A 26956-nucleotide genomic window follows, 5' to 3' on the forward strand; every position below is an offset into this window, starting at 1 on the left:
GCTTCGAGGTCATTACCCCTGATTCCGAGGTTACCCTTCCTACCGGCCTGAATGACTTCGAGTACTCCGAATTCGGGGGTGGCAGTGATGACTTCCACTCCGGCGTTCAGATTACGGTCGATGATATCGATGCGTTTAGCACCGAGGGTGGAACCCTTATCTATAAAGACAGTGATGGCAAGCGCTACGCCGTTTCTGAGGAGTATACGCCTGAGGTCTATCAACAAATCAAGAATCTCAAAGATACCTGGGATGGAATCGAAGAAAAAGTCGACAGCGACGAGTATGAATTGCTCAACGGTAGCGATGACATTCCCGTGTTAAGTGGAGACGACGAAGTCGAGAACGTTACCGACGAGAAGGGTAAACTCGTCGAAGGCGTCAAGCTCATCCATAAAGACGGTGAAACGCTGGTAGTGCTCGAATCCAGAACTCCACAGCACTATGAAACCATCACGGACTATGCCGCAGACAAGCATCGCGGTGAAGCCGATGACCCCTTCCGGGACCGGGACCTGCCACTCGCGAGCGAAACGGACCTGATGGGGGCGGAAACTACGGTTGAAGAGGATGGAGAGTCCCTTTCCGTGGGTGATCTCTTCATGCAGAACCTGAAAGACAAAAGAGACGATACCAACGATAAAGAACTCAAGGATAAACTGGATAAGTACATCCGACTCATGGAGTTGAAGTCGGATCTAAAAAACGGTATTGAAATTCTTCCTTATCAGGTCGTGGACATTGCCGGTGGTGATAGATCGGACTACGCCGACAGCACGCAAATGATGTCGGAGAGTGACGTTCGGGGCCTCGTTGATGAACAGGCTTTGAGCGAGGAGCTGGAAGGACTTCTCAGTGATGAGGATTTTGCTGAGCTCTCAGAAGAAATGATGTCGGACGCCACCGACAAGTTGAAGGATAAAGATGCACTCGTAGATAAAATCTACTCTTCGATGACCGGTGAGAAAGGGGATGAGTATCTTCTGGCAATAAAGGATCTGGACGATGATGGTCTGAAGCAGCAGGCCCAGAACCGGATGCATAACGACCTCAGTGTGTTGGCAACACTGGACCCGGAGAAAGCGGAAGAGGCTCAGAACCAGATTACCGCCAAAAGCCTGACCATGGACGTTGGCGGCGCCATGGACGAGATTGACGACGAATATGGTAGCGGGGATATTAGCGCGGAGAGTGAGGAGCGTGCAGAGCAGGTTGCCAGCGATCTCGTCAAACCGATGCTTACTGGCATTATCTACTCCAATTTTGGCCTCCAGGCGAGTACGCGCGTCTGGCAGGCGATCGATTCCCTGAAGGCTGGTGATGACGGAAAGCCGGCTGGCTTCGATAAGTTGACCGATAAGGAAAAGGAGCAGTTCAATAAAATAAAGATCGTCAAAGACGTTCTGACGGATGCTTTGAAGGAGGAAGCGCTGAAAGGGACGAAGGCCGGTAAGCTGGACTTCGGTGATATCAGCGATCGTGTCGATAATGCCGTAAGAGACGCAGGGCTTAAAGATTCAGGTAGGGTCACTAAAGAGCTAAAATCGGGGTTTAAAACCTTCATTGATCGAGAAGCGACTTTTGCCATTGGCGGGCTGGTGGCGCTGGCAAATGCCATTTATCGACGTTCCGGAGACGATTTCGGTGATTCTCCCGAAGAGCGTATGGCTGTTGCGCGCGGAATACTCGTTTTCATTGGCTGTACACCGGGTACTCTGAATACGCTTGATTATATGGGTAATGGTTTCAAGTCGCTCTTCGGTCAAAAGGGTATGATTGAAGCGCTTGGCCTGGACAAGGAGCTATACGATACTTACAAGAAAAATACCGGTACGAAAGAAGAGTTCGTTCCTGACGAACGAGTGGAAGCTCGCCAGAAGATCGACAAGGGTTGGTCTGAGCTTTCGGCACTGATGGAGATAAAAGAGGACCTAAGTGATGAACAGAAAGAAAAGGTTCAGGATGCCGTCGATAAGATACAAGATGGTATTTCAGAAGAGAGAGCGCTGATTGAAAACGATCCTGATCTGACCGATGAGCAGAAGCAACAACAGCTCGATCGTAGGGATGACATTGACAAGCGTATGGACGAGGTTTCCGAAGACGTATCGAACGGAAAAGACACGGAGGCTCAAAAGGCGTTTACAGAAGCCGACGAGAGGAGGCAGCTTCACCTAAAGGCAATCGAACTCCATGATGATAGTTTGGTGAAGCAAGCGAAAGTCGAACAGATCCTTTCCGCAGCGGAGTTAAGAGGTGGGTTTAGCGAGTCTGAGAAGAGCCAGATGGACAGCCTTCTCAAAGATTTGAAGAAAGATAACTCCGAGCTTAGAGATCTCTACGAGAACGATTCAAATCTCAGCGATGCCGACCGGAAGTTCTTTCTTGATGGGATGGATGAAAAGTCCAAGCTTACCAATGAGCTTATCGACGATATCAACGCTGCCGATATTTCCTTCAAGAACAGTCAAGAGCTCTTTGACGATCTGCAAAATCAGACCACAAGCGACATCCGGGATCTTGACCCGCTGAGTGATACGGCTTCAAGAAGTAGCGGCGGTGGTGACCATGTCTACGATGGTTTCAACCAGGCGCTTGATAACGCCGGTGCCGCGGGGCGCGGTGACCAATTCGCCATGAGCGGGGCGCTGCCTCCGGGCACGCAAATACCGGAGGTCGAGAACATTGAAGGTATCAATGACGACGTCAGACGCACGTCGACACCGACCGATACCGACAAGGTCAATCTCTTTGGGCCGGCGCTCAAGGGAATCGGCTATATGACCAATTTTGGCGGTGGCATACTCGATGTCGCCGTGGCGGGCATGGGCCTTGATGCCGCGCTGCAAAATGGCGATGCGATGGATAAGGCCAATGCTTCTCTCGGCATCGTGTCGGGAGCCGGGTTCACGGCGGCCGGCGCCGCGGAGATCGCTGGGTCGACCATCAGTCCCGGGGCGCGCTTTGCCCCCTTGCGGGCACTGGGTGCGGTCTCTCGACTGGGCGTCGTGCCTGGACTGAACGTCGTTGGCGTAGCAGTGGGAGCTGTTAGCCTCATTCTTGGCCTGGTTATCAGCCAGCAGAAAAATCGAGAAAAAGAAAAGGAGGTCCTCGGCGATTTTCAGGATCTCGATAGCTATGGCGTGATGGAGGATGACTGGGGAGAGAAACTCAATTTTTTGATTCACTCCGCCGCTGCATTTGAAGGTGAAGAAGGCGCGGGAGATGCACCGGAAAATATCTACTACGACGACGGATTCTATCAAGACAACAAGGAGATCATCGATTACATCGCTGACCATTGGGACAGAGATACCCCCGGCGACTACAAGATCGATGATGGGGATTCCGATGATGATAACGGTGATAGTGGTAGCGGTGGGCTCGGCGGACGGCTAGGGCTGTCTGACGATCCGGGATCCGGCATGCCAGAGTATAGTTGGACCTGGTCCGGCGCCGACGACTTGGTGAGCAAGAAAGATCTCGAGCGGGTCGTGCACAAGAAAATCGGCACCGAGATGGATCAGAAGGCCGCGCAATTCCTACTGGACAACGAGGAGTTTTTTGATCTGCTGGATACGTTTCATAATGGAGGAGATGCGGACAACAAAGCCAGTACCGCAGATATCGACTCTTGGCTACAGTTCGTTGGCGAGCGTCCCGAGACCGACGATAATCCTATCTTTGAACGAAAAGAACCGAGCCCGCTTTATGAGGAGTTCTTCTCCAAGGATGTGCCCGTGTGGGATGCTCAGCCGGAGCTCTATGAAGCCTTTACCGAAGAGGTCGCGGAAAATGGCAATATTCCAGAGAGTTTTTTTGAAAATCATCTCGATGAAGTGGATTTGCAGGTCCACGGTGAAGAGTTCTTCGAAGATAACAAGGAAGAGATCAGTACTATTGCCGAGAACTGGAACGATTGGAATGGTGGGGACGATATTGTAAGTAAGAATAATCTTGAGAAGATCAGAGACGATAGCGATCGATCTGATGCTGAAAGGGACGCGGCCAAGTTCCTGCTCGAGCATGAGGAGTTCTTCGATCTACTTGACACATTCCACAAGCAGGACGATTCGGATAATAAAATCAGCAATGCCGATCTCGATAGCTGGTTCCAGATTATCGGGGAGCGCCCCATTACGGAAGATAATCCGGTGTTCGAGATTGACGGTGATCCTCTTGACAGCTTGCTGACGGATCATCAGGGGCCGTAACATCAACGCTCAACCAGCTTCCGCCCAGGCTCCTCGATCTAGACATAGAATCTGGCGATATTGCCGTATCGGGGAATACGTCGATGTTGTCGTCTCGGTATCGTGCACTGACAGCGCACGATATCGGGATGTCCTTACCATGAGTTCGTGGCGCGATTCACGAAGCTTTCGCTGGTTTTATTGAATGGAAATTTAGATTCTTAAATACTTCTCCGGTAGTTTCTCGGCGAGAAAATCCATGAACAGCCGCGCACGTTGCGAGAGCGCGGTCTGGCGATAGTAGACGACATTGATGCGCTGGGTCCGGAACCGGGTTTGCTCGGGCAGCACGTCGACGAGAGCGCCGCTTCGGCGTGGGGCGAGGGTCATGTAGTCGGCGAGACAGGCGATACCCTCGCCTGCGAGGACGAGCTCCAGCAGCGTGGGGCCGCTGGACGCCGATAGCGAGGGTTTCACGTGAAACGGCTCGCCGCGGGCGTCGAGCAGCGGCCAGTCATTGAGATGGTCGAGCTGGCTGAAGCCGAGCAGGCTGTGGTGCGCTAGATCGCCGACGCCGCGGGGCGCACCGTGACGCTTGAGATAATCCGGGCTGGCCAGAAGACGCAGTGGACTGTGGCCCAGCGGCCGAGCATGCAGCGAGGAGTCCTCGAGTTCGCCAATACGGATGGCGAGATCGACGCGCTGTTCCAGCAGGTCGATGAAGCGGTCGTGGGTGTCGAGTTCCAGGGTGATGCCCGGAAAGCGGTCGCGGAATTCGCCGACGATCGGCACGATCACGAACTGCATGAAGCTCGGCGCTGCATTGATGCGCAAGCGGCCGCGGGGGCGGTCATGGCGGTTGGCGATCGCCTCCTCGGCGCTGTCGACGGCGGCAAGAATCGAGCGGGCGTGCCCCAGGAACGTCTCTCCCTCCTCGGTCAGCTCCAGGCGTCGCGTGGTTCGTCTCAGCAGCGTCGTCTCGAGCTTCCGCTCCAGCCGGTTGAGTGCGCGGCTGACGCCGGAGACGGTCAGGCCGAGCCGTTCGGCGGCGGCGGTGATGGAGCCGCTGTCGACCACGGCGACAAAGGCTTGCTGCTCTTCCAGGGTGCTTTTCATCGTGTTGCCGCATTGCGAGGTTTTGTTGATTTTAGATCAAAAGTGACTTGCCGGCCGGACGGTTTATCCGTGGCAGTTTCTCGTCACAATGGCTTTCATTCCGCCGTGCTCGGTAATTGCCGAGTGTCGCCTAATCAGTATTGATGGAGAACCATTCGAGATGAAGATCCTGTTGATCAACGGTGGCAAGCCGTTCGCCCATTCCGGCGGTGAGCTCAACAATACCTTCCACGCCGTCGCCGTCGCGCAGCTGGCGGAGCTGGGGCACGAGCTCCGCGAGACGGTGATCGAGCAAGGCTACGATATCGACGCCGAGGTGCAGAACTATCTGTGGGCGGATGTCATCGTCTACCAGATGCCGGGTTGGTGGATGGGCACGCCCTGGAGCGTGAAGCGCTACATCGATGAGGTCTTCACCGCCGGCCACGGCTCGCTCTATGCCAATGACGGCCGTTCGCGGCAGGACCCCTCCAAGCAGTACGGCAGCGGCGGCCTGCTTCAGGGCCGGCGCTACATGTTGTCGTTGACCTGGAACGCACCGCGGGAAGCCTTCGACGAGCCGGGCAACTTCTTCGACGGCAAGGGCGTGGACGGTGTCTATTTCGCATTCCACAAGTCACAGGCCTTCGTCGGACTGGAAGGGTTGCCGACGTTCATCGCCAACGACGTGATGAAGATGCCGGACGTCGAGCGCCATACCGCTGAATATCGCCGCCATCTGCGGGAGCTTTTCACCGACGTCGCGATGTCGAACCGTGGAGTCCGCCCGACCGTCACCGCCTGAAGCGCATCGCACCGGCTAGGCGGCTGGGATGGAATTCTCGTTGCCAACGGCAGCGTGCCCGGCGTCGTCAGGACGAGTCTCGCCGACGCCCAGCCGGTAGACAATGGGCGCGAGCACACCGAAGGCGGCCAGGAACAGGAAGCCACCGGCGTATCCGGTGGCTTCCACCACATAGCCCGCGACCAGGTTCGAACTCGCGGCCCCCATGGCGAACAGGGTGCCGAGTACGCCTACCGTGACGTTGTAACGCCCTGTTCCGTGGGTGAGATCGGCGGCCACGATCAGCCACAGTACGCCGAAGATACCGGCGCCGATGCCATCCAGCGCCTGCACCATCAAAAGCCATAGCGGGTCGTTGCTGACGGCATAGAGCGCGCCACGCAATGGCAGTGCCAGGAGCCCGATCATGAAAACCGGCAGGCGGCCCCAGCTCATTGCCCTTCGGCCCGCCCACCACGCCACGGGAATCATCACCAGCTGCGCGATCACGATGCAGGCGGACATGTACAGCGAGGCGGCATCGCGATCGCCGATGGTCAGATACTGACCGACCAGCGGCAGCATCGCGGCGTTGGCGAAATGGAATAGCACCAGCGTCAGGCCGAGCATCAATATGCGGCGATTCTTCAGCACATGCAGGATGCTGCCGTCGACCGGCGATGTGTTCTCGGTCTTGCCGCGGGCGGCGGCGTGGTCGATGTCCGCCTCCCGGATCACGAGTACACTGATCAGGCTGCCGAGCGCGAAGATCACCAGCGCATAGAACAGCCACTCGATACTCAGGAAGTGAGCCAGCGCGCCCGCCAGCAATGCCGAAACCACGTTGCCGGCATGGTTGAACACTTCGTTGCGTCCCTGGCGGTGCGGGAAGCGTCGATTGCCGACCATTCCCAGTGTCATCGCCGCCACCGCGGGCAGCAGGAAAGCCGCACTCACCCCCATCAGCGCCTGGAACATCACGATGGCCGGCAAATTGACGAAAGCCGGCTGGGTCATCAGCACGCTGCAGATGGCGACGACGAGTGTCGCCACGGCCACCAGCGCCCGCTTGAAGCGCGTGATATCCAGCAACATGCCCGCCGGACTCTGTGCGAGCATCGTCGCGAAGGTCATCGCGGGCATCGCCACGCCGATCTGTCCGGCGCTCCACTCGTGGCGGGTCAACAGGTAGATGCCGAGAAACGGCCCCACACCATCGCGAACGTCGGCCAGGAAGAAGTTCAGACCATCCAGCCCGATTCGGCTACGCGCCGTGGGTTGGTGCGCGGTTGTCTTTGCCATGATTTTCAATCTCGAGAGGCCGTCAGCCAGCTTAACGGATATCGCTCATCTCCCAGAATATTGCCTGCATCATGAATCCGGGCAAGCTGGTGTGACCTCGGCGCCGACCGCCAGCCGGCCTCAGGCGTTGGCGGAACGGGGCTCGGGCTCCAGTACCTGGGTGTGCAGCGTCCTGCCGTCGCTGTCTTTCAGCCGGACGGTCAGCGTCTCGCTCTCGGCGTCCAGATCGGCCTGGCCGAAGAACTGGTAGCCCGCCGAAGGCGGCAGGTTGGACTGGCCCTCCGGCGGGGCCTTGAAGAAGGTCACCTCCGGGCCGAAGGTAGCGTCCATCTCGCTGGGGCCGAAGGTGCCGGCGTGGAGCGGTCCGCTGACGAACTCCCAGAACGGCTTGAACGCCTTGAAGCTGGCGCGCTCCGGGGCGTAGTGGTGGGCGGCAGTGTAGTGCACGTCGGCGGTGAACCAGACCACGTTACGGATATCGTCGTCACGAATGGCCTGGAGCAATCGGGCGATCTCCAGCTCGCGGCCAAGAGGCTGGCCGGGATCATTGTTGGCGATCGCTTCGAACCGATCGCCGTCCGGTACCACCATGCCGATGGGCATGTCGGCGGCGATGATCTTCCAGGTCGCGGTGGAGTCGTTCAGCGCTTGTCGCAGCCAGCGGAACTGGTTTTCGCCCAGGAACGCGGTGGCCGAGGACTCCTCGCCTTGCAGGTTGGTGCTGTTGGGGCCGCGATAGCTGCGCATGTCCAGCATGAATACCTCCATCCCCGGCCCGTAGGAGAAACGGCGATAGATCCGCTGCGGGGCGGAAGCGGGCAGGCGGATCGGCATGTACTCGAGAAACGCCTGACGGCCGCGGGCGGCGAGCAGCGCGACGTTCTTTTCCGTGTACCGATCGTTGTCGAGGATCTCCTGCGGATACCAGTTGTTGGTCGTTTCGTGATCGTCCCACTGGGCCAGCATCGGCACTTCGGCGGCGAAGCGGCGGAAGTTGGCGTCGAGGTGGTTGTAGGCGTGCTGGCCGCGATATTCGTCCAGCGTCTCGGCGACCTTCTGCTTGGCCGGCGTGACGATGTTGCGCCACACGCCGCCATCGGGAAGCTCGGTCTGCGCTTCCAGCGGCCCGTCGGCGTAGACCGTATCGCCGGAGTGGATGAAGAAATCAGGCCGAACCTGGCGCATCGTCTCCCAGGTGCGCATGCCACCGCGGGATTCATCGATGCCCCAGCCCTGGCCGACCACGTCACCGGACCAGACAAAGCGAATGTCTCTCGGTTGGGATGGCGGCAGTTGCAGCCGTCCGACCACCGGCTCGCTCGCCGCCCGTGAATCGCCCAGCGCGGCGAATCGCACCCGGTAGTGAACGGTGTTCATGCCCTGCAGGCCGTTGGCATCGATCTTGCCGGTCAGGTCGGTGCCGGGCAGCACATCGATCCAGGGCAACTGGCGCGCACCACGGAACTCCGGGTTGTCGGCGACCTCGACCAGCATCCGCGACGGCATGCTCGCTCTTCCCCACAGCATGGCGCGGTCCGGCAGCACGTCGCCGCTCATCACGCCGCCTTCCACCGTTGGGCGTCGCCCCTCGGCCAGTACGATCGCCGGTGCGCCGAGGAGCCCGATTCCCGCCACACCGAGCCCTACGTGGCCGCTGGCGGCCAGGAAGTCGCGTCTCGTGAAGGGCTTTCGTTGTGTCGGCATATCTCGTCTCCTCGAAGAATGGTCGTCGATGAGCGGCAGGCTAGCGCCGTCCCGTGACGCTTGCATGAAGCGGAGGCAGAGATATGTGAAGAGACGTAATCGTTTGATGATGGTGAAGATTAGCGTCGTGGCGCTATGCTGCAGAGAGCGGCGACGGAGCGCGGGAGCGCAAGGGGGCTAGATGATCAAGCGCATCGGCAGTACCGATATTCAGCCACGCCACCGTGCAGTCTGTCACTGCGGTGCGGTGGTGCTCGAACTCGAACTACCCGATGGCGTGGTCGATCCGCGTCGCTGCAACTGCTCGATGTGTCGACGCCGCGGCGCGATCGTGGCGAGCGTGCCGCTGGCGGGACTGCGCATCGTCAGCGGAGAGGAAACCCTGCGTCGCTATCAGTTCAACACCATGACCGCACGGCACTATTTCTGCGGCAACTGCGGTATCTACACTCACCATCAGCGGCGTTCCAATCCGGACCAGTACGGCTACAACATCGCCTGCCTGGAAGGCGTCGATCCCTTCGACCTGCCCGGGCCGATCCCGGTCGGCGATGGCGTGAATCACCCGGCCGACCGGTGACGGCGGGGGCAGCGCCGATCAGCGCGCCTGGGCTGCCCGCCAGGCGTGCAGCTTGTGATAGCTCTCGAGCAGGCGCTGGTGGCGCTCGATGCCTTCGAGCTCGAAGCTGGTGGGCGTCAGTCCGGGGAAGCGCACCGAGCCGTCCACTGCGCCGATGGCGTCTGCCATCTTCGCCTCGCCGAACATCCGGGTCAGGTTGTGGCGGTAGTCGTCGAGGTCGAGATCGTCGTCCAGGGCGATCTCGAGCACCGCCGACAGTGCCTGATAGAAGAGTCCGCGGTCGACGGTGTTGTCGTTGAACTGCAAGAACATCTGCGCGCCGTCCAGGGCGACTTCCAGGCGCCCCAGCGCCAGCTGGATCAGCAGCTTCAGCTCGGCGATGGTCAGCTCCGACCACACGGTGTTGTCGTCGAATTCGATCCCGATCAGGGTGACGATCTTCATCTGCTCGGCGAGCTCGCTCTCTTCCAGGTGTTCGAGCAGGTCGGTCAGCTGCGCCTCATCGAGGCGGTGCAGGGCGAGGATATCCTCGCGGAAGGCCAGCGCCATGTTGGTGTTGTCCCACACCAGATCCTCGACCGGATAGACCTCGGAGTAGCCGGGCACCAGGATGCGGCACACCGGGGCGCCGAGATCCTCGAAGGTGGCGACATAGGCTTCCAGCCCCTCGTCGTCGAGAATCGCGAACAGGCGCTCGGCCTCCGCGTCGTTCGTGCCGGAGAAGTCCCACTCGACGAAGTCGACGTCCGCTTTGGCGCTGAAGAAGCGCCACGACACCACGCCGGAAGAGTCGATGAAGTGCTCGACGAAGTTGTTCGGTTCACTCACCGCCTGGGCGTTGAAGGTGGGTGGCGGCAGGTCGTTCATGCCTTCGAAGCTGCGCCCCTGCAGCAGCTCGGTGAGGCTGCGTTCGATGGCGACCGACAGGCTGGGGTGCGCGCCGAAGGAGGCGAACACGCCACCGGTACGCGGGTTCATCAGGGTGACGCAAGCCACCGGGAAGCGTCCGCCGAGGGAGGCATCCTTGACCAGCACCGGGAAGCCCTGGGCTTCCAGCGCCTGCACGCCTTCGAGAATCGTCGGGTATTTCGCCAGCACCGCCTCGGGCACGTCCGGTAGCGCGATCTCCTGCTCGATGATCTGGCGCTTCACCGCCCGTTCGAAGATCTCGGAGAGACACTGCACCTGCGCTTCGGCGAGGGTGTTGCCCGCGCTCATGCCGTTGCTGAGATAGAGGTTCTCGATCAGGTTCGACGGGAACCACACCGTCTCGTCGTCCGAGTGGCGCTGGAACGGCAGCGAGACGATGCCGCGGTCGGTGCGCCCGGAGTTGGTGTCATAGAGGTGCGAGCCTCTGAGCTCGCCCTCCGGGTCGAAGATCGCGCGGCAGTGGTCGTCGAGAATCTCGCTGGGCAGCGCGTCGTCCGGCCCCGGCTGGAACCAGCGCTCGTTGGGGTAGTGGACGAACTCGCTGGCGGCGATCTCCGTGCCGAAGAACTGATCGTTGTAGAAGAAGTTGCAGGAGAGGCGCTCGATGAACTCGCCCAGTGCCGAGCAGAGCGCCGCTTCCTTGGTCGCGCCCTTGCCGTTGGTGAAGCACATCGGCGAGGCGGCGTCGCGAATGTGCAGCGACCAGACGTGGGGCACGATGTTGCGCCAGGAGGCGATCTCGATCTTCATGCCGAGACGCTCGAGGATACCCGTCATGTTGGCGATGGTCCGCTCCAGCGGCAGGTCCTTGCCTTCGATCCAGGTCTCCTGGTTTTCGCCGTCCTTGTCGAGCGAGCCGCCCATCAGCAGCGCCTGGGCGTTCTCGTCGATGTTCTCCACCGCCTCGATCTGGAACTCGGGGTTGTTCTGGATCACCCGCTTGACCGAGCAGCGCTCGATGGAGCGCAGAATGCCGGTGCGATCCTTGTCGGAGATGTCCGCCGGCAGCTCGATCTGGATGCGGAAGATCTGGTTGTAGCGGTTCTCCGGGTCGACGATGTTGTTCTGCGACAGCCGGATGTTCTCGGTGGGGATCTCGCGGGCGTTGCAGTAGACCCGCACGAAATAGGCCGCGCAGAGCACCGTGGAGGCGAGGAAGTAGTCGAACGGCCCCGGCGCCGAGCCGTCGCCCTTGTAGCGGATCGGCTGGTCGGTGATCACCGTGAAGTCGTCGAACTTGGCTTCCTGGCGCAGGTTGTCGAGATAGTTGACCTTGATTTCCATGGGGCGGACCGGGTTGCTGAATGGCGTGGCCCGGGCGTCGGCCGGGCGAATGGCGGCCATTATCCGGGTTTGAAGGCGAGGTGTCTTGGGGGGATCGGGAGACTGCTGGCTCGGAGACGTCTTCGGCCGATGCACGACAAGGCCCGAGTCCCCTGGCTCGGAGGACTCGGGCGCTGTCTTTCAGGGTGCGAGCTTATCCGAGGCGCGGCGGGGTGCTCTTAAAGTTTCTTTCATGACCGTGGAAGGGATGGGCTTTCTCGGTGGCAAGCTTTCGCGAGGGCGCTGTAAACCCCTCCCTGGGCGCTACCCTTGCCATCCATGGCAAGGGACCCTCGCTTCGCCTTGCCCCCCGACGCCCATCATCACAAGTGTTTGGAAATGCGTTCTTAGGAGGCGACCTGGAACGCCATGGTGGCCTGCACCGCCCGCTTCCAGCCGTCGTACAGCTCGTCGCGTCGATCTTTACCCATCATGGGTTCGAAGCGGCGTTCGATCGCCCACTGCTCGGAGATCTGCTCGCGGGATTCCCAGAATCCGAGTGCCAGTCCGGCGAGGTAGGCGGCGCCGAGCGCCGTGGTCTCGCTGATCTCGCTGCGCAGTACGTCGACGTTGAGAATGTCCGCCTGGAACTGGGCCAGGAAGTTGTTGGCGATGGCGCCGCCGTCGGTGCGCAGTTCGGTCAGTTCGATACCGGAATCGGATTGCATCGCCTCGAGCACGTCGGCCGTCTGATAGGCCATGGATTCGATGGCGGCGCGAATGAACTGCTCCTTGCTGGTGCCCCGCGACAGGCCGAACATCGCCCCACGCACGTTGGAGTTCCAGTAGGGCGCGCCGAGACCGGTGAAGGCCGGTACCAGATAGACGCCGTCGTTGCTTCCGGCGCGCTCGGCGTAGGCTTCGGAGTCCGATGACTTGCCGAGCATGCGCAGCCCGTCACGCAGCCACTGGACCACGGAGCCGGCGACGAAGATGGCCCCCTCCAGGGCGTATTCGACCTCGCCGTTGATCTCCCAGGCGATGGTCGTCAACAGCCCGTTGTCCGATGTCGTGGCCTCGCTGCCGGTATTCATCAGCGTGAAGCAGCCGGTGCCGTAGGTGTTCTTGGCCATGCCGGGCTTGAAGCAGGCCTGACCGAACAGCGCCGCCTGCTGGTCGCCGGCGATGCCCGCGATCGGAAGCTTTGTGCCGAAGAAGAACTTCGGCAGCACGTGACCGTAGACTTCGCTGGACGACTTGACCTCGGGCAGCATCGATTCCGGCACGCCGAACAGCTCGAGCAGTTCCGGATCCCATTGGCGTTCACGGATGTTGAACATCAGCGTGCGCGAGGCGTTGGTCACGTCGGTGACGTGTTCGGCGCCGCCGGTCAGGTTCCAAATCAGCCAGGAGTCCATGGTGCCGAACAGCAGATCGCCTTTCTCGGCCTTCTCCCTGACGCCGTCGACATTATCGAAGATCCACTTGATCTTGGTGCCTGAGAAATAGGCGTCGATCACCAGGCCGGTCTTGTCGCGGACCATGTCGGCGTGGCCCGCTTCGCGCAGCTCGTCGCAGATCTCGGCCGAGTGCCGCGATTGCCAGACGATGGCGTTGTAGACCGGCTGGCCGGTGTGCTTGTCCCAGATCACCGTGGTCTCACGCTGATTGGTGATGCCGATGCCGGCGATCTCCTCGACATCGACCTGGGTGTTGTTGATCACTTCGGTCAGGGTGGTCAGCACGCTGGTCATGATGTCGCGGGGGTTGTGCTCGACCCAGCCCGGACGCGGGAAGATCTGCTCGAACTCCCGCTGGGCGACGCCGGCGATCTTGCCGTCGTGGTCGAACAGCATGGCTCGCGAGCTGGTGGTGCCTTGATCGATGGCCAGAACATACTTCTTCTTGTCACTCATGAGAAACCTGTCCTTCTGAATGGTGAGTCCTGAATGAGGAGTCGACGTGTCTCTGAATAGCCCGTGGCGGCTCAATAGACCGTTGCGACGAGTGCAGCGAGGCTGCTGCCAATGATCGGGCCCGCGAACGGAACCCATGCGTAACTCCAGTCGTTGGAACCCTTGCTCCGGATCGGCAACATGGCATGGGCCAGCCGTGGCCCCATATCCCGGGCGGGGTTGATCGCGTAGCCCGTTGGCCCGCCCAGCGACGCGCCGATGGCGACCACCAGCAATGCCACAGCCAGCGGACCGAGCCCGTTGGGTGTATGACCGAACATGATGATGACGAACACCAGCACGAATGTCCCGATGGCTTCGGTCACGCAGTTCCAGAAGCGCGATCGGATCGTGGGGATGGTCGAGAACGTCGCCAGAATGGTGGTGGCATCCTCGGTGTCGTCGTATTGCTTCTTGTAACAAAGGTAGCAGAGCACGGCTCCCAGCCAGGCACCCACGAACTCGCCCGTGAAATAGGCCAGCGTATTGTCCAGGGTGATGGGAATGCCGTCCGCGTACTCGGTGGCCGGACCCAGCAACAGCGCGAGCGTGATGGCCGGGTTGAGGTGGGCGCCGGTGTCGAACGCGATCCACACCCCGCAATAGACCGCGAGTCCCCAGCCGAAGAAGATCAGCAGCGGTCCGCCATTGTGACCGCCGGTCTTCTTGAGCAGCACGTTGGCCACCACGCCGCAGCCGAGCAGCGTCATGCACGCCGTACCGGCAATCTCATGCAGCACTATCGTTTCTATGACTCCCATGGTCTTCCTTAACTGTGAGTGATGTTACGGCCGGCATGGCCCGGATGACTGCGTCACGACGACGTTGCGATCGGTTGTCGAGGCGTGGCGCGTTCGTCGGCTACGTTTCCCCCTGCATCGCTGCCGGAGACGGGCAGGCCAGGTAATCGGCGAGCCGACGCTTTTCGCTCTCGTCGAGCCGCAGACCGAGCTTGGATCGTCGCCAGAGGACGTCATCCGCGGTCCGGGCCCATTCGTGTTGGCGCAGGTAATCGACTTCGGCGGCATAGAGATCGGCGCCGAAGTGTTCGCCGAGATCGGCAAGGCTTTGTGTCTCTCCGAGGAGTTTCATGACCCGGGTGCCGTAGTTGAAGACCCAACGGTCGGCCGTGCGCGGCGGGATGAAGGCGTGGCTGGCCTGCAGCGACTCGACCAGCTCCCAGGGGTTGGCGTTCTCGCCGCCGGGCAGTGGATGACCCTTGCCGGTCCAGGCGGGTTCACGGTTACCCAGCTCAGGAGCCAGCTTGTCGACGGCGTCCTCGGCCAGGCGCCGATAGGTCGTCAGCTTGCCGCCGAAGACGTTGAGCAGCGGGGCGCCGCCGGAGAGATCGAGCTGGATGCGGTAATCGCGGGTGATTTCGCTGGCGTTGTCCTCGCGATCGTCGAGCAGGGGGCGTACGCCGGAATAGCTCCAGACGACATCGTCGGGACCGATCGGCTGCTCGAAATAGCGATTGGCGGCGTCGCAGAGATAGCGAATCTCGTCCTCCTCGATGGCGATCCTGTCCGGCTCGCCCTCATGCTCGACATCGGTCGTGCCGATCAGCGTGAAATCGTGTTCGTAGGGAATCGCGAAGACGATGCGCCCGTCCGGCTGCTGGAAGATGTAGGCGTAGTCGTGGTCGAACAGCTGGTTCACCACGATATGGCTGCCCTTGATCAGGCGCAGCGAATACGGGTGATCCTGGGAGGCGATATCGTCCAGGAAGCGCGCCGCCCAGGGGCCGGCTGCATTGACCAGTCCGCGCGAGTGCACCTCGGTCGTCGCGCCGTCGGTCGTCTTGAGCATTACCCGCCAGCCGTCGGCATGGCGCACTGCAGCCGCTGCACGGGTACGCGTCATGACCCGCGCGCCGCGGCTGGCCGCATCCATGCAGTTGAGCACCACCAAGCGGGCATCCTGAACCCAGGCATCCGAGTAGGCGAAGCCCTTGGTGAACTCGGGCTTGAGCGGAATACCGGCCGCATGATCGGCGAACTTGACGCCGTGTGAGCCAGCCAGCGTCTGTCGTCCGCCCAGGTGGTCATACATGAACAGGCCGATTCGGATCATCCAGGCCGGCCGCAGATGCTTCTGATGGGGCAGGATGAAACGCATCGGCCAGATGATGTGCGGCGCGGCCTTGAGCAGTATCTCGCGCTCGGCGAGTGCCTTGGCCACCAGCTTGAACTCGTACTGCTCCAGATAGCGCAGGCCGCCGTGGATCAGCTTGGTGGAAGCCGAGGAGGTATGGCTGGCCAGGTCATCGGCCTCCACCAGCAGTACCGAAAGACCGCGGCCCACGGCATCCCGGGCGATGCCGGCGCCGTTGATGCCGCCGCCGATGACAATCAGATCGTAGCTTTCGTTGGCCATGTTCGGATCTGCTCATTGATGTTCACTTGAGATCATTGTGGCGCGAAATTGAACCTGATGAACTAAGCAGAAAGTCGTAGTGTTTAGACTCTTCTGTGCTTGGTTGTGGAAAATTTAATTAAAAATCAAACGGGTACGTAATGCTAATTCTCTGGTGGAAATGTTCATCAGTGAAAAATTAAATCGACATTTGTGAATATTCGCTATTCGTATCAGAACATGGCCCGTGTGAGGCGGGGCCTCTCTCTGGAATTCGAGGGCCAGCCGGGTGCTAAAGCTCAGATCCGTAGCTGAAAACGCGTGCGCTTTGAGCGATACTCATAACGATTTTTTCTCGAATGATATAAAAAATAGAGAGTCTCCGTTATGAGAAAGATGCTTTGCCCGCTGGCAGCCACGGTTTTCACTGCGATGTCCCTCTCACCGGTTCACGCCTTCGCGCAGGAGAAGACACTGACCATCGGCACCAACAATTGGGCGGAGAACGTCGCCGTCGCCAACCTGTGGAAGCTGGTGCTGGAGAATCACGGCTACGACGTCGAGTTGTCGGCCGTCGGCAAGAGCGCGCTTTACGCGGGGATGGCCGCCGATGATATTGATCTGTCGCTGGAGATATGGCTGCCGCATACCGACAAGGAATTTCTCGCACCCTACAAGGACACGCTCGAGGTTCACGCTGCCTGGTACGACAAGACCGGGCTGGGGCTGGTCGTGCCGAGCTACGTCGATATCGATACCATTCCGGAGCTGGCGAAACACGCTGACGAGTTCGAGTATCAGGGGAGTCCCACGATCCTGGGTATCGATCCGGGTTCCGCCATTGCTGGCATGACCGACGCGGCCATCGAGACCTACGATCTACCGCTGGCGCAGGTCAACAGCTCGGAGCCGGCGATGATGTCCGCGCTCGACAGCGCCTACATGCGTGAAGAGCCGATCGTGGTGACGCTGTGGAATCCGCACTGGGCGTTTGCCGACTATGATCTCAAGTATCTCGAGGATCCCGAGAATATCTACGGTGATGGCGACACCATCTACTGGTTCTCGCGTCAGGGCTTCGCCGAGGACGACCCCTGGCTGACCGCGGTGCTCGATGCCTGGCACATGAGCGACCAAAGCCTCGGCACGCTGATGTCGGAGATCGAAGCTCAAGGCGACCCGGTGGCTGGAGCGCGGACCTGGCTCGAAGAGAATCGGGACCAGGTCGATGAATGGCTGGCCGCTGGCGAAGAGGCTGGCTGAGCTGGCGGCATTGGCGGGTATCTTGACTCGCGAGGCTGCGTGACGAGCCTCGCGAGGTAAAGAGCGCCCCCGGTGCTGGAAAACGGTTATCCACCCACCGCTCTCTGAGCCGATAGCGGGCGCGTCTCTAGAACCAGGTCTCCGCTTGCATTCCAAAGCTCCACTGACTGCCGGCATAACCCTTTTCGCCGAAGGCGTCGTCGCTGGCGAAGTCATTGAGTTCGTCGTCCCAGGTGATATAGGACGCGAAGACGCGAAGTTCCGGACGCTGGAAGAAGCCGCCCACGAATGGCTTGAAGGTCGGAGCGACGGTCAACTTGCCGAAATTGCCCTGTACCTTCTGGCGTCCCTTGTAGCCCTGGGGGTCGAGATCCATGGTCTGGTAACTGGCTTCATACTGCATCTCGAAGTTTTCGGTGATCTCGTTGGCAAGACGGGTGTTGAAAGAGGCCCAGAAGTAGTCGTCGTCATGGACGAAACGATCCTTGCTGACCTCGGCCAGCAGCGACGGTGCGATGCGCCAGTGAGGGGAGAGGTAGGTGGTGCCGTAGACGGCCAGGCGTGTCGCACGGGCGTCGTCGAGCAGCTCGCCGTTGGCGCCGATCTGCTTGACCTCCGCGCCGAGGCCCTCGCCGTGTAGCAGCGCGGCCATGAAGGTGCCTTCGCCCAGGCCGAAGAAGCTGTCGCCGCGGTAGGCCAGCATCCCGTGCACGCCGCTGTCGGCAGCGGTGCCGCTGCCATCGACGATGCGCTGGTCGTTGTCGTTGGCGGAGAGCGCGCTGAGCATGACCTGCCAGGGGCCGACATAGTTGTTGGCGGTCAGCACCAGGCTATCGGTGTCGGCGCTGATCTCGGTGTTTTCCGGATCGACGCTGAAATCGTCGAAGCTGCGGCCGTAGAGCGTGAAGTTACCGCGCCAGTCGTCGCCCAGCTCGACGTCGTAGACGCCGCCGCCGACGCCCGCCAGCTTGACCACATCGCTGTCGACCCAGTGGACGTCGAAGTTGTTGCGGTCCAGGCGCTTGCCGGCCCAGAGCGTGGCGTTCTCCAACGCGGTGCCCTCGAAGCTGGGCAGCTCGGAAAGCTCGACGAACACCTGGCGGACATTGAGGCTGGATTCATCGGCGGTCCAGTCGTTGCTGGTGGTGACCGAATCGGCGAGGGCGAACTGGAACCGCTGCCTGGCGCCGTTTTCGTAAGTTTTCAGATGATTGAAGCGAGCATGGACGTAGGTGTCCGGCTCATTGCCGAGCCGGCCCACCGCGCCGCCCACCGAGCCGGCCGGCGTGACATAAGGGCCGCCGGGGATGCTCTTGCCGTCGTTACCCAGCAGTAGCCCCGACCGGGCGTAGGCGCTGAAGGAGAACTCGTCCCCGCTGTCGACCTCCTTTTCCAGAGCGGCAAGGCGCGTTTCATAGTCGCTGCTGTCGTCAGGACGACGCTCCGATTCGACTCGCGCCACGTTCGCCTCGGCGTCCCGGGCACGCTGCTCGGCGGCGGCTACCCGAGCCTCCAGCGCCTCGAGACGAGCTGCCAGGTCGGCATCGTCCGCAATGGCCGATGTGCTGGTGCCCAGGGACAGGGCCAGGGAGGAGAGAATCAGCCGGGAGGAGTTTTTCATTCTAGTATCCTTCGTACCTTGGGTGAGCCGTTGTTATTGGTTTTCGGGCATGAGTGCTCCCCGGAAGGGGAGAGCCGATGCTCTCCCCTCCCTCGAGAAGCGGACTTCAGGGGGTTGAATCCGGGCTAGTCGGCGAGCCTTTCGCGCTGGCCCGCCAGGGTGAACGCGTCGGGATCGATGAGGCGCCCTTCGGCCTCCACCCGACCGTCGTCATGGAACAGCACGCGGCCATACTCCGGGTCTTCGACGACCCAGGCTTGCTGCTCGCGCACGGGGGTGAGTTGATAACGCGCGAGGAACGCTTCCGCCGAGGATCCGCGTCCCAGCCGTACGATCCACCAGCTCTGGCGCCCGGGAACGCGCAGCTCGTGATGGGCCGAGGCGCCGCGCGTCATCAGCTCGGGTGTTTCGCTGGTGGTCAGCGCCAGCACGCCGTGCCCCGAACGCGCCACGGCGCCGCGCTCATCGAGTCGCCACTCGTCGAACGCCGGAGTGGGGAACCAGCAGTGGGTGAAATCGGGCTGGGCCTCGTCGCCGTCGAACATCACCAGCGCTAACTGGCGGTACTGCTGGACGCGCGGGATGCTGGCCGAACCGCCCCAGAACGAAGGTCGACCAAAGCCCGCCTGTACCCGTTCGCCCGGGTGGTTGATCCAGATCTGGGCGTGGGGCTCGCGGCCAACCCGGGCCTGCAGCAGGGTTTCCTGATACCCCCATTCGAACCAGCGGTAGCGGGCGGCGCTGCCCATGGCAGTGTCGCGGGTCTTGTAGTGGTAGAGCCGGGAAAAGCCGTTCTCGCCCTGCTGATAGGACCACTCCTGGCCCTGGTCGGTCTGCCAGCAGGCGCGCTGCTCGAGCGTCTCGGGCAAGTGCAGGCCATGATCTCGCAGGCACAGCGCCAGCTGCGCCAGGCAGTGGACATGGGCGCCGAAGCTGCCGGTGCGCCACAGCAGACGCGCCTGCCCGGTCAGTTCCAGGGTGTCGGCGACACACAATGAGTGCTGGTAGCTGCGCCCCTGGGCGCCGGTGAGAACGCCCTGATGCGCCGAGTTGGCGACGATCGTGGCCAGCCGCTCGATGGCCCGCGCCGCCCGCTGGCGCAGATCGTCGTCGGGGCCGAGGGCGAAAATCGCGGTGAAGCCCTTGAGATCGATCGGGAAGTAGGGCGCGGAGTTGAACTCGGCCATCTCCGCCTTCTCGAAATGGTCGAACCACGCCATCAGCCGTTGGCGCCCCGTCTCGCGCTGCTCGGCGCCGGTGCGCCCCGAGCGCCGGAAGCGCGCTTCCGGATGCAGATGGCCGGCCAGGTAGCAGGCGGTGTGGAAGAGCAGGGCGTGGTTCTCGGAGAAGTACCACTGCACGTCGTTGCCCGGTTCGTCCATCCAGTAGCGGTAGTCGAGGATGGCGGCATCGATGCGTGCCACCAGTGCCGGCGCCAGCCAGTGCCCGTGTTGGATTCGCGCCCACAGCAGCGGTACCAGCGAGAAATCGGCGCAGTCGTAACACTGCTCGATGGCCGGCAGCTCCGCCTCGATGATCCTTTCGGCGGTGGCGCGCATCGCCTCGCTGCCCTCGTCAAGGCAGGCCAGGGCGCGTTCGGTATCCGACTCGGCGTTGGCGGCGATCCAGGCCAGCGTCTCGTCGATGCGGTCGTGCAGCTCCGCGGCGGGGGTGCCCAGCGCGGTACGCCGGGTGATCTCCGCCCCCAGTCGCAGGTCGGTGACGAAGCCATCGTGGTCGAACGTGATATCGAAATAGCGGTAGTCGGCGGGCAGTTCACGGGACTCGCAGAGAGGTGCCCGCTGCGCGCCAGCAGGGATCTCGAGCTGATATCGCTGGCGGCCGTGGGACATGAAATGCCCGGCGACCTCCACGCTGGCCGTCACGGGTCGCGTGAACGGCCGGGGGCAGACCAGTTCGATCGCCTCGCCGTCGTAGACGGCGCGATCGAGGTGCATGGCCTCCAGGGCGCGCTCGACCTCGCGCACCGTCTCGGGGTCGGCCGTGAAGGGGTAGCCGACCTGGGCATCGGGGCCGTCGAGCCAGACCAGCGAGAGGCGAATCACCGCGTCGCGTTCGCAGAGATCCTCGAACTGGAAGACGATGTCGTTATCGCCGGCCTGCAATTCGGCCTCGAACTCGGTCTCGTCCATGGCGTTGCGGGTCGCCGGCGACAGCCAGCCGGCGCTTTCGCCATTGACGTAAAGGCGTGCCGCGCCGCAGATTCCCGCGCGCAGCCGCGCCTTGCCGGCACGCTCGGCCCGTATGGCGGTCCGCGCCCAGCCGCGGATGCGTGTCGGGCGGAACCAGAATCCCGACAGGTCCAGCCACGGTGAGCCCATGGGTAGCACGTTGCGGGCCGCGCGCCAGTCGGGCAGCGGCTGCGGCTCGAGCGGTCGGTCACGCCGCTCGGCGATATAGGCGGTGCGGCAGGGGTAGGTGTGCGGAATCCAGTTCTTCTCCTTGGTCAGGAAGAAGGTGGAATCCATCTCGCCCTCCATGGTGGTGTCGGCCACGTCGTAGGCCGCCTCCACCAGCGGCAGTACCTGCCAGTAGGTCAACGGTTCACCAACTCGCAGGTTCATCAGCGCAGGCTCTCGATGGCAACGGGATCGACGTCTTCGTAGGCCTGGTTTTCCCCGGTCATGCCCCAGACGAAGGCGTAGGGGCCGGTGCCGGCGCCCATGTGGATCGACCAGGCCGGCGACAGCACCACGTCGCCATTGGCCACCACCAGGTGGCGAGTGTTGTCGGGGCGCCCCATGAAGTGCATGACGCGATCCTCGGCGGCCAGATCGAAGTAGCAGTAGGCCTCCATGCGGCGCTCGTGCAGGTGCGGCGGCATGGTGTTCCACAGCGAACCGGGGGCCGGGTCGGTGATCCCCATCAGCAGCAGGCACGAGGGCGCCACCTTGGGGTGCACGTACATCGCCAGCGAGCGCACGTTGCTTCTGGCCGCGTCGCCCATGGTGATGACCTTCGCTTCCGATTTGGGAATCAGGCGATGGGGGATGTCCGCGCCGGCGGGCACCGAGTTCATGTAGAAGCGGGCCGGTGCGTCGGCCTCGTCGCTGCCCAGGGTGATCTCCTTCGCCCCGCGACCGACGTAGAGCACATCGCGGTTGGCCAGCGCATGGCGCTCCCCGTCGATCTCGATCCAGCCCGGCTGGCCCAGGTTGGCAATGCCCATCTCGCGCGCATCGAAAAAGAACGGCGTACCCACCTCGCTGCCGTCGCCGAAGGTCAGCGGAGACTGAAGAGGCACGGCGCCGCCGACGATCATCCGGTCCAGATGGGTATAGGTGAAGGCGATCTCACCGGGGGTGAAAAGCCCCTCGACCATGAAGGTGTCACGTAGTGCGGTGGTATCCATGGCGTCGATCTGGTTGGGGCCGGCGCCGTAGCGTGTGGTCATGCTCATGGTGTTGCTCCCTGAGGGATGGAAGAGAAAGGACTCAGCGCGCCAGCCAGCCGCCGTCCACGTTCAATACGGTGCCGTGGATGTAGTCGGCGGCCGGCGACGCCAGAAAGACGGCGCTGTCGGCGATATCGCGGGGCTCGCCCCAGCGGCCGGCGGGAATACGCGCGAGGATCGCCTCCGAGCGCTCGGGGTCGTTGCGCAGCGCTTCGGTGTTGTTGGTGGCGATATAGCCCGGCGCGACAGCGTTGACGTTGATGCCGGAGGCCGCCCACTCGTTGGCGAGCAGCTTGGTCAGCCCCGCCACGCCGTGCTTGGAGGCGGTGTAGGAGGCCACGCGAATACCTCCCTGGAAACTGAGAAGGGACGCGATATTGACGATCTTGCCCGTGGCCCCACGCGCCAGCAGCGCTTTGGCGAACGCCTGGGAGGTGAAGAAGAGCGCCTTGAGATTGACGTCGATCACGTCGTCCCAGTCCGCTTCGGTGAAGTCGACGGCGTCGGCGCGGCGAATCATGCCGGCGTTGTTGACCAGCACGTCGATACGGCGGGACTGAAAAAGATCCCTCGCCGCCATGGGGTCGGCGAAGTCGATGGCCATGACTTCGGCGGTGCCACCCTTCGCCGTGATGGCGTCCACGGTCTCCTGCGTCGAACGACGCCCGGCGCAGATGACGCTGGCACCCGCCTCGGCGATGGCGATGGCGATGGCGCGGCCGATGCCGGTGTTGGCACCGGTCACCAGCGCCACGCGTCCCGTGAGTGAAAATCGTGACATGGGAACTCCTCTGATTCGTCAGTCTTTCCAATGGATCGGGCTGTCGTTCCCGCGGATTACATCAGCCCGAAGAGGTGCGGCAGCCCCAGCGACAGCCAGGGGATGTAGGTGACCATCAGCAGGGCGATCACCAGCGCAAAAAAGAACGGCAGAATCGGTTTCACGACCTGGTCGATACGCAGTCCGGCGATCGAGCAGCCGACGAACAGCACGCTGCCGACCGGTGGCGTCATCGAGCCGACCCCGAGATTGAAGATCAGCATGATGCCGAACTGCACCGGATCCACGCCCATCTGCTGGGCGATGGGCAGAAAGATGGGCGTGAAGATCAGTACGGCCGGGGTCAGGTCGATGAAAAAGCCGATGACCAGAAGACACAGGTTCATGATCAGAAAGACCACGATCAGGTTGTCGAACTGCAGAATCGTATCGGCAATCATGTCGGGGATGCCCGCGATCGTCATGACGTAGGACATGACCCCCGAAGAGGCGATGAGAAACAGGATGGAGGCGGTCAGAATCGCCGAGCGGCAGAAGATGTGCAGGTATTCCCGGGGCGTGGTCATGCGGTAGGCCAGCGAGAGGATCAACGCGTAGAGCACGGCGACCGCCGCCGCCTCGGTCGCGGTGAAGACGCCGATGACGATACCGCCGATGATCACCACGATCATTCCCAGTGCCGGCAAGGCGCGAAGAACGATCTGCAGCGCCTCGCCGGGTGTGCTGCGAACGCTGCTCCGGTAACCGCGCTTCCTGGCGATGATGCCCGCCACGATCATGACGGTCAGGCCCATCAGCATGCCCGGGATATAGCCGGCAATGAACAGTGCCGAGATCGAGGTCCCACCGGAGACCAGCGAAAACAGAATCAGTGGACCGCTGGGGGGAATCAGAATGCCGGGGGGGGCGGAGGCGATATTGACGGCGGCGGCGTAGTCGGGCGCGTAGCCCTCCTTGCGCTGCAGTGGCCCCATGGTGCCGCCCACCGCCGCTGCGGCGGCGATCGAGGAGCCGGAAATCGCGCCAAAGAGCATGTTGGCGATCACGTTGGTATGGGCCAGGGAGCCCGGCAGCCGCCCGCCTACCAGACGGGCCAGATCGATCAGGCGAATGGCGATGCCGCCCTTGTTCATGATGTCGCCGGCCAGAATGAAGAAAGGAATGGCCAACAGCGTGAAGCTGTCCAGTCCGGAAAACATCTTCTGCGTCGAGATGAAAAGCGCGGTTTCCGGAGGCAGATAGGCGATACCCACCAGCAGCGAGGAGGAGACGATCGCCACCGCTATCGGCGAGCCCATGAAAAGCAGCAGGAAGAAGATACCGAACAGGACGAACGCGGCGTTGAGCGGATCCGCCATGAAGTTCATGTAGGCAATCATGTCAGAGCTCCCCGGCGCCGGATTTGGCGTAAGGCAAGCGCAGGCGGCCCGTCATGATCAGAAAGACATTCAGGATCTGGAGGACGAAGATGATCACTGCCGATATCGGCAGGATTGAATAGGCGTATCCCATCGGAATCTGCATGATTGGCGACATCTGAGTCAGCGCCGATAGGCTGGCTTTCCACCCGCCCAACAGCAGGACGAATCCGGCAAAAAACAGCACGACAACAGAGTTGATGAGATAAAGAAAACGCCCGGCCTTTTCCGGCAGCAGTGAAGGAATCAGGTCCAGAGCCAGGTGCCTGTTGGTGCCAAAGCAGTAGGCCGCACCTGTCAGCGCCATCCATATCATCAGAAAGCGCAGGGTCTCCTCGGTATAGAGGGCGGGAACGCCCAGCAGATATCTTGTCGTCACCTGCCAGAGCATCAGGCAGACCATGGCGATCAACATCATCGCCATCAAAACCAGAAGAACTCTTTCCAGCCATCTCTTGAACGAAAGCATAAGATCACTCCGGGACCGAACCACGGAAATAGAAGCGTGCCGTTTTCTGAATGATGATTAATGGGTCGGTATTTAAAGATTGAATATCGAAACTTAATTTTGCAATATGAAAAAAAATTTCATTACTTATACAATAGTCATAACTATCGGATCCGCGAAAGGGCAATGCGAAAGGGCAATGCGATGAAGAAAAAGGGAAGGCGGCTGAAGCTTGCCGATGTGGCGGCTCACTGCAACGTTTCGATCAGCACCGCGTCGCGAGCGCTATCGGGGACGCCGGGGGTGCGGGCCGACCTGCGCGAGCGCATTCTCGCCACCGCGCGGGAGCTGAATTACCAACAACCCAGTACGCTGGCTGGTCAGCGCATCGTGGTACTGGCCAGCGCGAGAGCGATGGTGGACTACCAGCGCAACCAGTTCACGACCCATGTGCTCTACGGGATCAAGGCGCAGGCCAAGCTGCTGGACATGGAACTCGAGATGCAGAGCGCGCCGGATCGCCAGAGCGAACTGGCGCTGCTGAAAGAGGCCGAAGCATCGAAGGAAGTGGCCGGGCTGCTGTTCCTGGCGGTGGACGACGAAGTCGTGCTGGCGCAGGCGCGAACGCTGGCCAAGCCCATCGTGCTGGTCAATGGCGACGACCCGTTGATGCAGCTCTCCAGCGGGGCGCCGCACAATCGCGCAGCGGCGGCGGCCGCCACCCAGTATCTCGTCGACCTGGGGCATCAGCGCATTCTGTTCTGCACCAACCCGGGCCGTCGCACCATCGAGCGGCGCCGCGAAGGCTGGCTCGAATCGCTGCCCGTCGAGGTGCAGGCAGATCGGGACGACCTCATAGTCGAGGTCGAGGAGTGGACGCCGGAAGCGGCGAGGGCGGGAATCGCGGCAAGGCTCGATCGGGGCGACGATTTCACCGCCGTGCTGTGCGCCGGCGACAGCCTCGCCATCGGCGTGGTGCTGGAACTCCGCGCCCGCGGACTGCGGGTCCCGCAGGATGTCTCGGTGGTCGGTATCGACGGACTCCCCCAGGGCGAATTCCTGGCACCCGCGCTGACGTCGGTACACGTTCCCATGAACAGTATCGGTCAGGCCGCGGTCAATCTGATGCGCGAACATGTGCTCGATGAAAGTTTCATTGCCCGTCGTGTCGAGCTCGCCTGCGAACTCGTAGTGCGCTCCTCATCGGGACTAAAGTCCTAGTTATGAAAATTTTTTTCATATAGATATTGGTTTTCATCCCGGGCAGAATCGATCCGAACCCTGCGGAAGCGTTGCGATAAACGATCGCGGCTGCGGATGGATAGACGGGAGAAAACCATGAAATTATCTACAACGGTTGTCACCGCATTTTCGGTGGTAACTCTGAGTATCGCCAGCGCTAATGCCGATGTAAGAATGAGGCTGGCCAACGCGTTGTCAAAGGATCATCCGAGCAGCGTCGTGCTTCAACGGTTCGCCGATGAAGTCCGTGAAAAAACGGATGGCGAGGTGTCGATCCGTCTTTTCGTCAATGGCGTGTTGGGCTCCGAACGGGAAGTCCTCGAGCAACTTCAGAATGGTGCCGTTGATATCACCCGCGTCAGCGCGGCAAGTCTGGAAAACTTCGATCCCGTTTTTCGCGTCTTTTCTCTCCCCTATATTTTCGAGGATGAAGACGATTTCTACGCAAAAATGAGGGGGCCTGTCGCCTCGACCGTTTACCAGGCGACAAAGGACGATGGTTTTCAGGGACTGACCTTTTTCGATAGCGGTGCCCGCTCTTTTTACACCATCTCCAAGCCGATCGAGACGCCCCATCAGCGACCCTTGCAGGGTCGTTGGAATCGCG

Annotated in this window: 19 protein-coding genes; 6 read left to right on the forward strand and 13 right to left on the reverse strand. The window is 61.4% G+C overall.

What is annotated here, in order from left to right; all coding sequences use genetic code 11:
• Positions 1-4214 (forward strand): coiled-coil domain-containing protein (locus AC3AYF_RS00640; RefSeq protein ID WP_295035619.1); only part of this gene is annotated, 4214 nt, incomplete at its 5' end.
• Positions 4215-4406: 192 nt separating this feature from the next.
• Here AC3AYF_RS00640 and AC3AYF_RS00645 read toward each other — a convergent pair.
• Positions 4407-5309, reverse strand: coding sequence for a LysR substrate-binding domain-containing protein (locus AC3AYF_RS00645; protein WP_295035621.1), 903 nt, complete (start codon positions 5307-5309; stop codon positions 4407-4409).
• A 160-nt stretch (positions 5310-5469) separates the two neighbouring features.
• Here AC3AYF_RS00645 and AC3AYF_RS00650 point away from each other — a divergent pair, with 160 nt between their 5' ends.
• On the forward strand, positions 5470-6093 hold the full coding sequence (locus tag AC3AYF_RS00650; protein ID WP_295035623.1) for an NAD(P)H-dependent oxidoreductase: 624 nt from the start codon (positions 5470-5472) through the stop codon (positions 6091-6093).
• 15 nt (positions 6094-6108) lie between these two features.
• Here AC3AYF_RS00650 and AC3AYF_RS00655 read toward each other — a convergent pair whose 3' ends face one another.
• Together AC3AYF_RS00655 and AC3AYF_RS00660 are read right to left on the reverse strand one after the other, a co-directional pair.
• The gene (locus AC3AYF_RS00655; protein WP_487779291.1) at positions 6109-7374 is read right to left on the reverse strand and encodes an MFS transporter; all 1266 of its coding nucleotides are present in this window, start codon (positions 7372-7374) and stop codon (positions 6109-6111) included.
• A gap of 120 nt (positions 7375-7494) precedes the next feature.
• A complete protein-coding gene (locus AC3AYF_RS00660; RefSeq protein WP_295035627.1) occupies positions 7495-9078 on the reverse strand; it encodes an alkaline phosphatase D family protein in 1584 nt (527 codons plus the stop codon).
• Between the two features lie 181 nt (positions 9079-9259).
• On the opposite strand from AC3AYF_RS00660, the gene AC3AYF_RS00665 reads away from it, so the two are divergent.
• A complete protein-coding gene (locus tag AC3AYF_RS00665; RefSeq protein WP_295035629.1) occupies positions 9260-9658 on the forward strand; it encodes a GFA family protein in 399 nt (132 codons plus the stop codon).
• Positions 9659-9676: 18 nt separating this feature from the next.
• On the opposite strand, the gene AC3AYF_RS00670 is transcribed toward AC3AYF_RS00665, so the two are convergent.
• From AC3AYF_RS00670 to glpD, 4 genes are all read right to left on the reverse strand, one after another.
• Positions 9677-11872 (reverse strand): OsmC domain/YcaO domain-containing protein, encoded by a 2196-nt coding sequence (locus AC3AYF_RS00670; RefSeq protein WP_487779295.1) that lies wholly within the window; start codon positions 11870-11872, stop codon positions 9677-9679.
• Positions 11873-12258: 386 nt separating this feature from the next.
• Positions 12259-13767, reverse strand: coding sequence for a glycerol kinase GlpK (gene glpK, locus AC3AYF_RS00675; RefSeq protein ID WP_295035632.1), 1509 nt, complete (start codon positions 13765-13767; stop codon positions 12259-12261).
• A gap of 71 nt (positions 13768-13838) precedes the next feature.
• Positions 13839-14546, reverse strand: coding sequence for an MIP/aquaporin family protein (locus AC3AYF_RS00680; RefSeq protein WP_487779292.1), 708 nt, complete (start codon positions 14544-14546; stop codon positions 13839-13841).
• Between the two features lie 121 nt (positions 14547-14667).
• Positions 14668-16182, reverse strand: a complete 1515-nt coding sequence (gene glpD / locus AC3AYF_RS00685) for a glycerol-3-phosphate dehydrogenase (protein WP_295035636.1) — start codon at positions 16180-16182, stop codon at positions 14668-14670.
• 366 nt (positions 16183-16548) lie between these two features.
• Here glpD and AC3AYF_RS00690 point away from each other — a divergent pair, with 366 nt between their 5' ends.
• On the forward strand, positions 16549-17424 hold the full coding sequence (locus AC3AYF_RS00690) for a glycine betaine ABC transporter substrate-binding protein (protein ID WP_295035638.1): 876 nt from the start codon (positions 16549-16551) through the stop codon (positions 17422-17424).
• Positions 17425-17551: 127 nt separating this feature from the next.
• Here AC3AYF_RS00690 and AC3AYF_RS00695 read toward each other — a convergent pair whose 3' ends face one another.
• The 6 genes from AC3AYF_RS00695 to AC3AYF_RS00720 form a co-directional block, all read right to left on the reverse strand.
• Positions 17552-19045: a carbohydrate porin gene (locus AC3AYF_RS00695; protein ID WP_295035640.1), complete on the reverse strand. Its 1494-nt coding sequence runs from the start codon at positions 19043-19045 to the stop codon at positions 17552-17554.
• Positions 19046-19170: 125 nt separating this feature from the next.
• Positions 19171-21630 (reverse strand): hypothetical protein, encoded by a 2460-nt coding sequence (locus AC3AYF_RS00700; protein WP_295035642.1) that lies wholly within the window; start codon positions 21628-21630, stop codon positions 19171-19173.
• Positions 21630-22466: a 5-dehydro-4-deoxy-D-glucuronate isomerase gene (kduI, locus tag AC3AYF_RS00705; RefSeq protein WP_149436956.1), complete on the reverse strand. Its 837-nt coding sequence runs from the start codon at positions 22464-22466 to the stop codon at positions 21630-21632. The genes AC3AYF_RS00700 and kduI overlap by 1 nt, the downstream gene beginning before the upstream one ends.
• A 34-nt stretch (positions 22467-22500) precedes the next feature.
• Entirely contained in the window at positions 22501-23241 is a 741-nt protein-coding gene (kduD, locus tag AC3AYF_RS00710; protein WP_295035645.1) for a 2-dehydro-3-deoxy-D-gluconate 5-dehydrogenase KduD, read from the reverse strand.
• A gap of 56 nt (positions 23242-23297) precedes the next feature.
• Entirely contained in the window at positions 23298-24620 is a 1323-nt protein-coding gene (locus AC3AYF_RS00715) for a TRAP transporter large permease (RefSeq protein WP_487779293.1), read from the reverse strand.
• Between the two features lies 1 nt (position 24621).
• A complete protein-coding gene (locus AC3AYF_RS00720; protein ID WP_295041334.1) occupies positions 24622-25128 on the reverse strand; it encodes a TRAP transporter small permease in 507 nt (168 codons plus the stop codon).
• A gap of 165 nt (positions 25129-25293) precedes the next feature.
• Between AC3AYF_RS00720 and AC3AYF_RS00725 the strand changes: the two genes are divergently transcribed.
• Together AC3AYF_RS00725 and dctP are read left to right on the forward strand one after the other, a co-directional pair.
• A complete protein-coding gene (locus AC3AYF_RS00725) occupies positions 25294-26328 on the forward strand; it encodes a LacI family DNA-binding transcriptional regulator (protein WP_295041336.1) in 1035 nt (344 codons plus the stop codon).
• Between the two features lie 117 nt (positions 26329-26445).
• Positions 26446-26956, forward strand: a 511-nt coding sequence (dctP, locus tag AC3AYF_RS00730) for a TRAP transporter substrate-binding protein DctP (protein ID WP_487779294.1), incomplete at its 3' end; no start/stop codon positions are given.

This window comes from Salinicola sp., assembly GCF_982684285.1.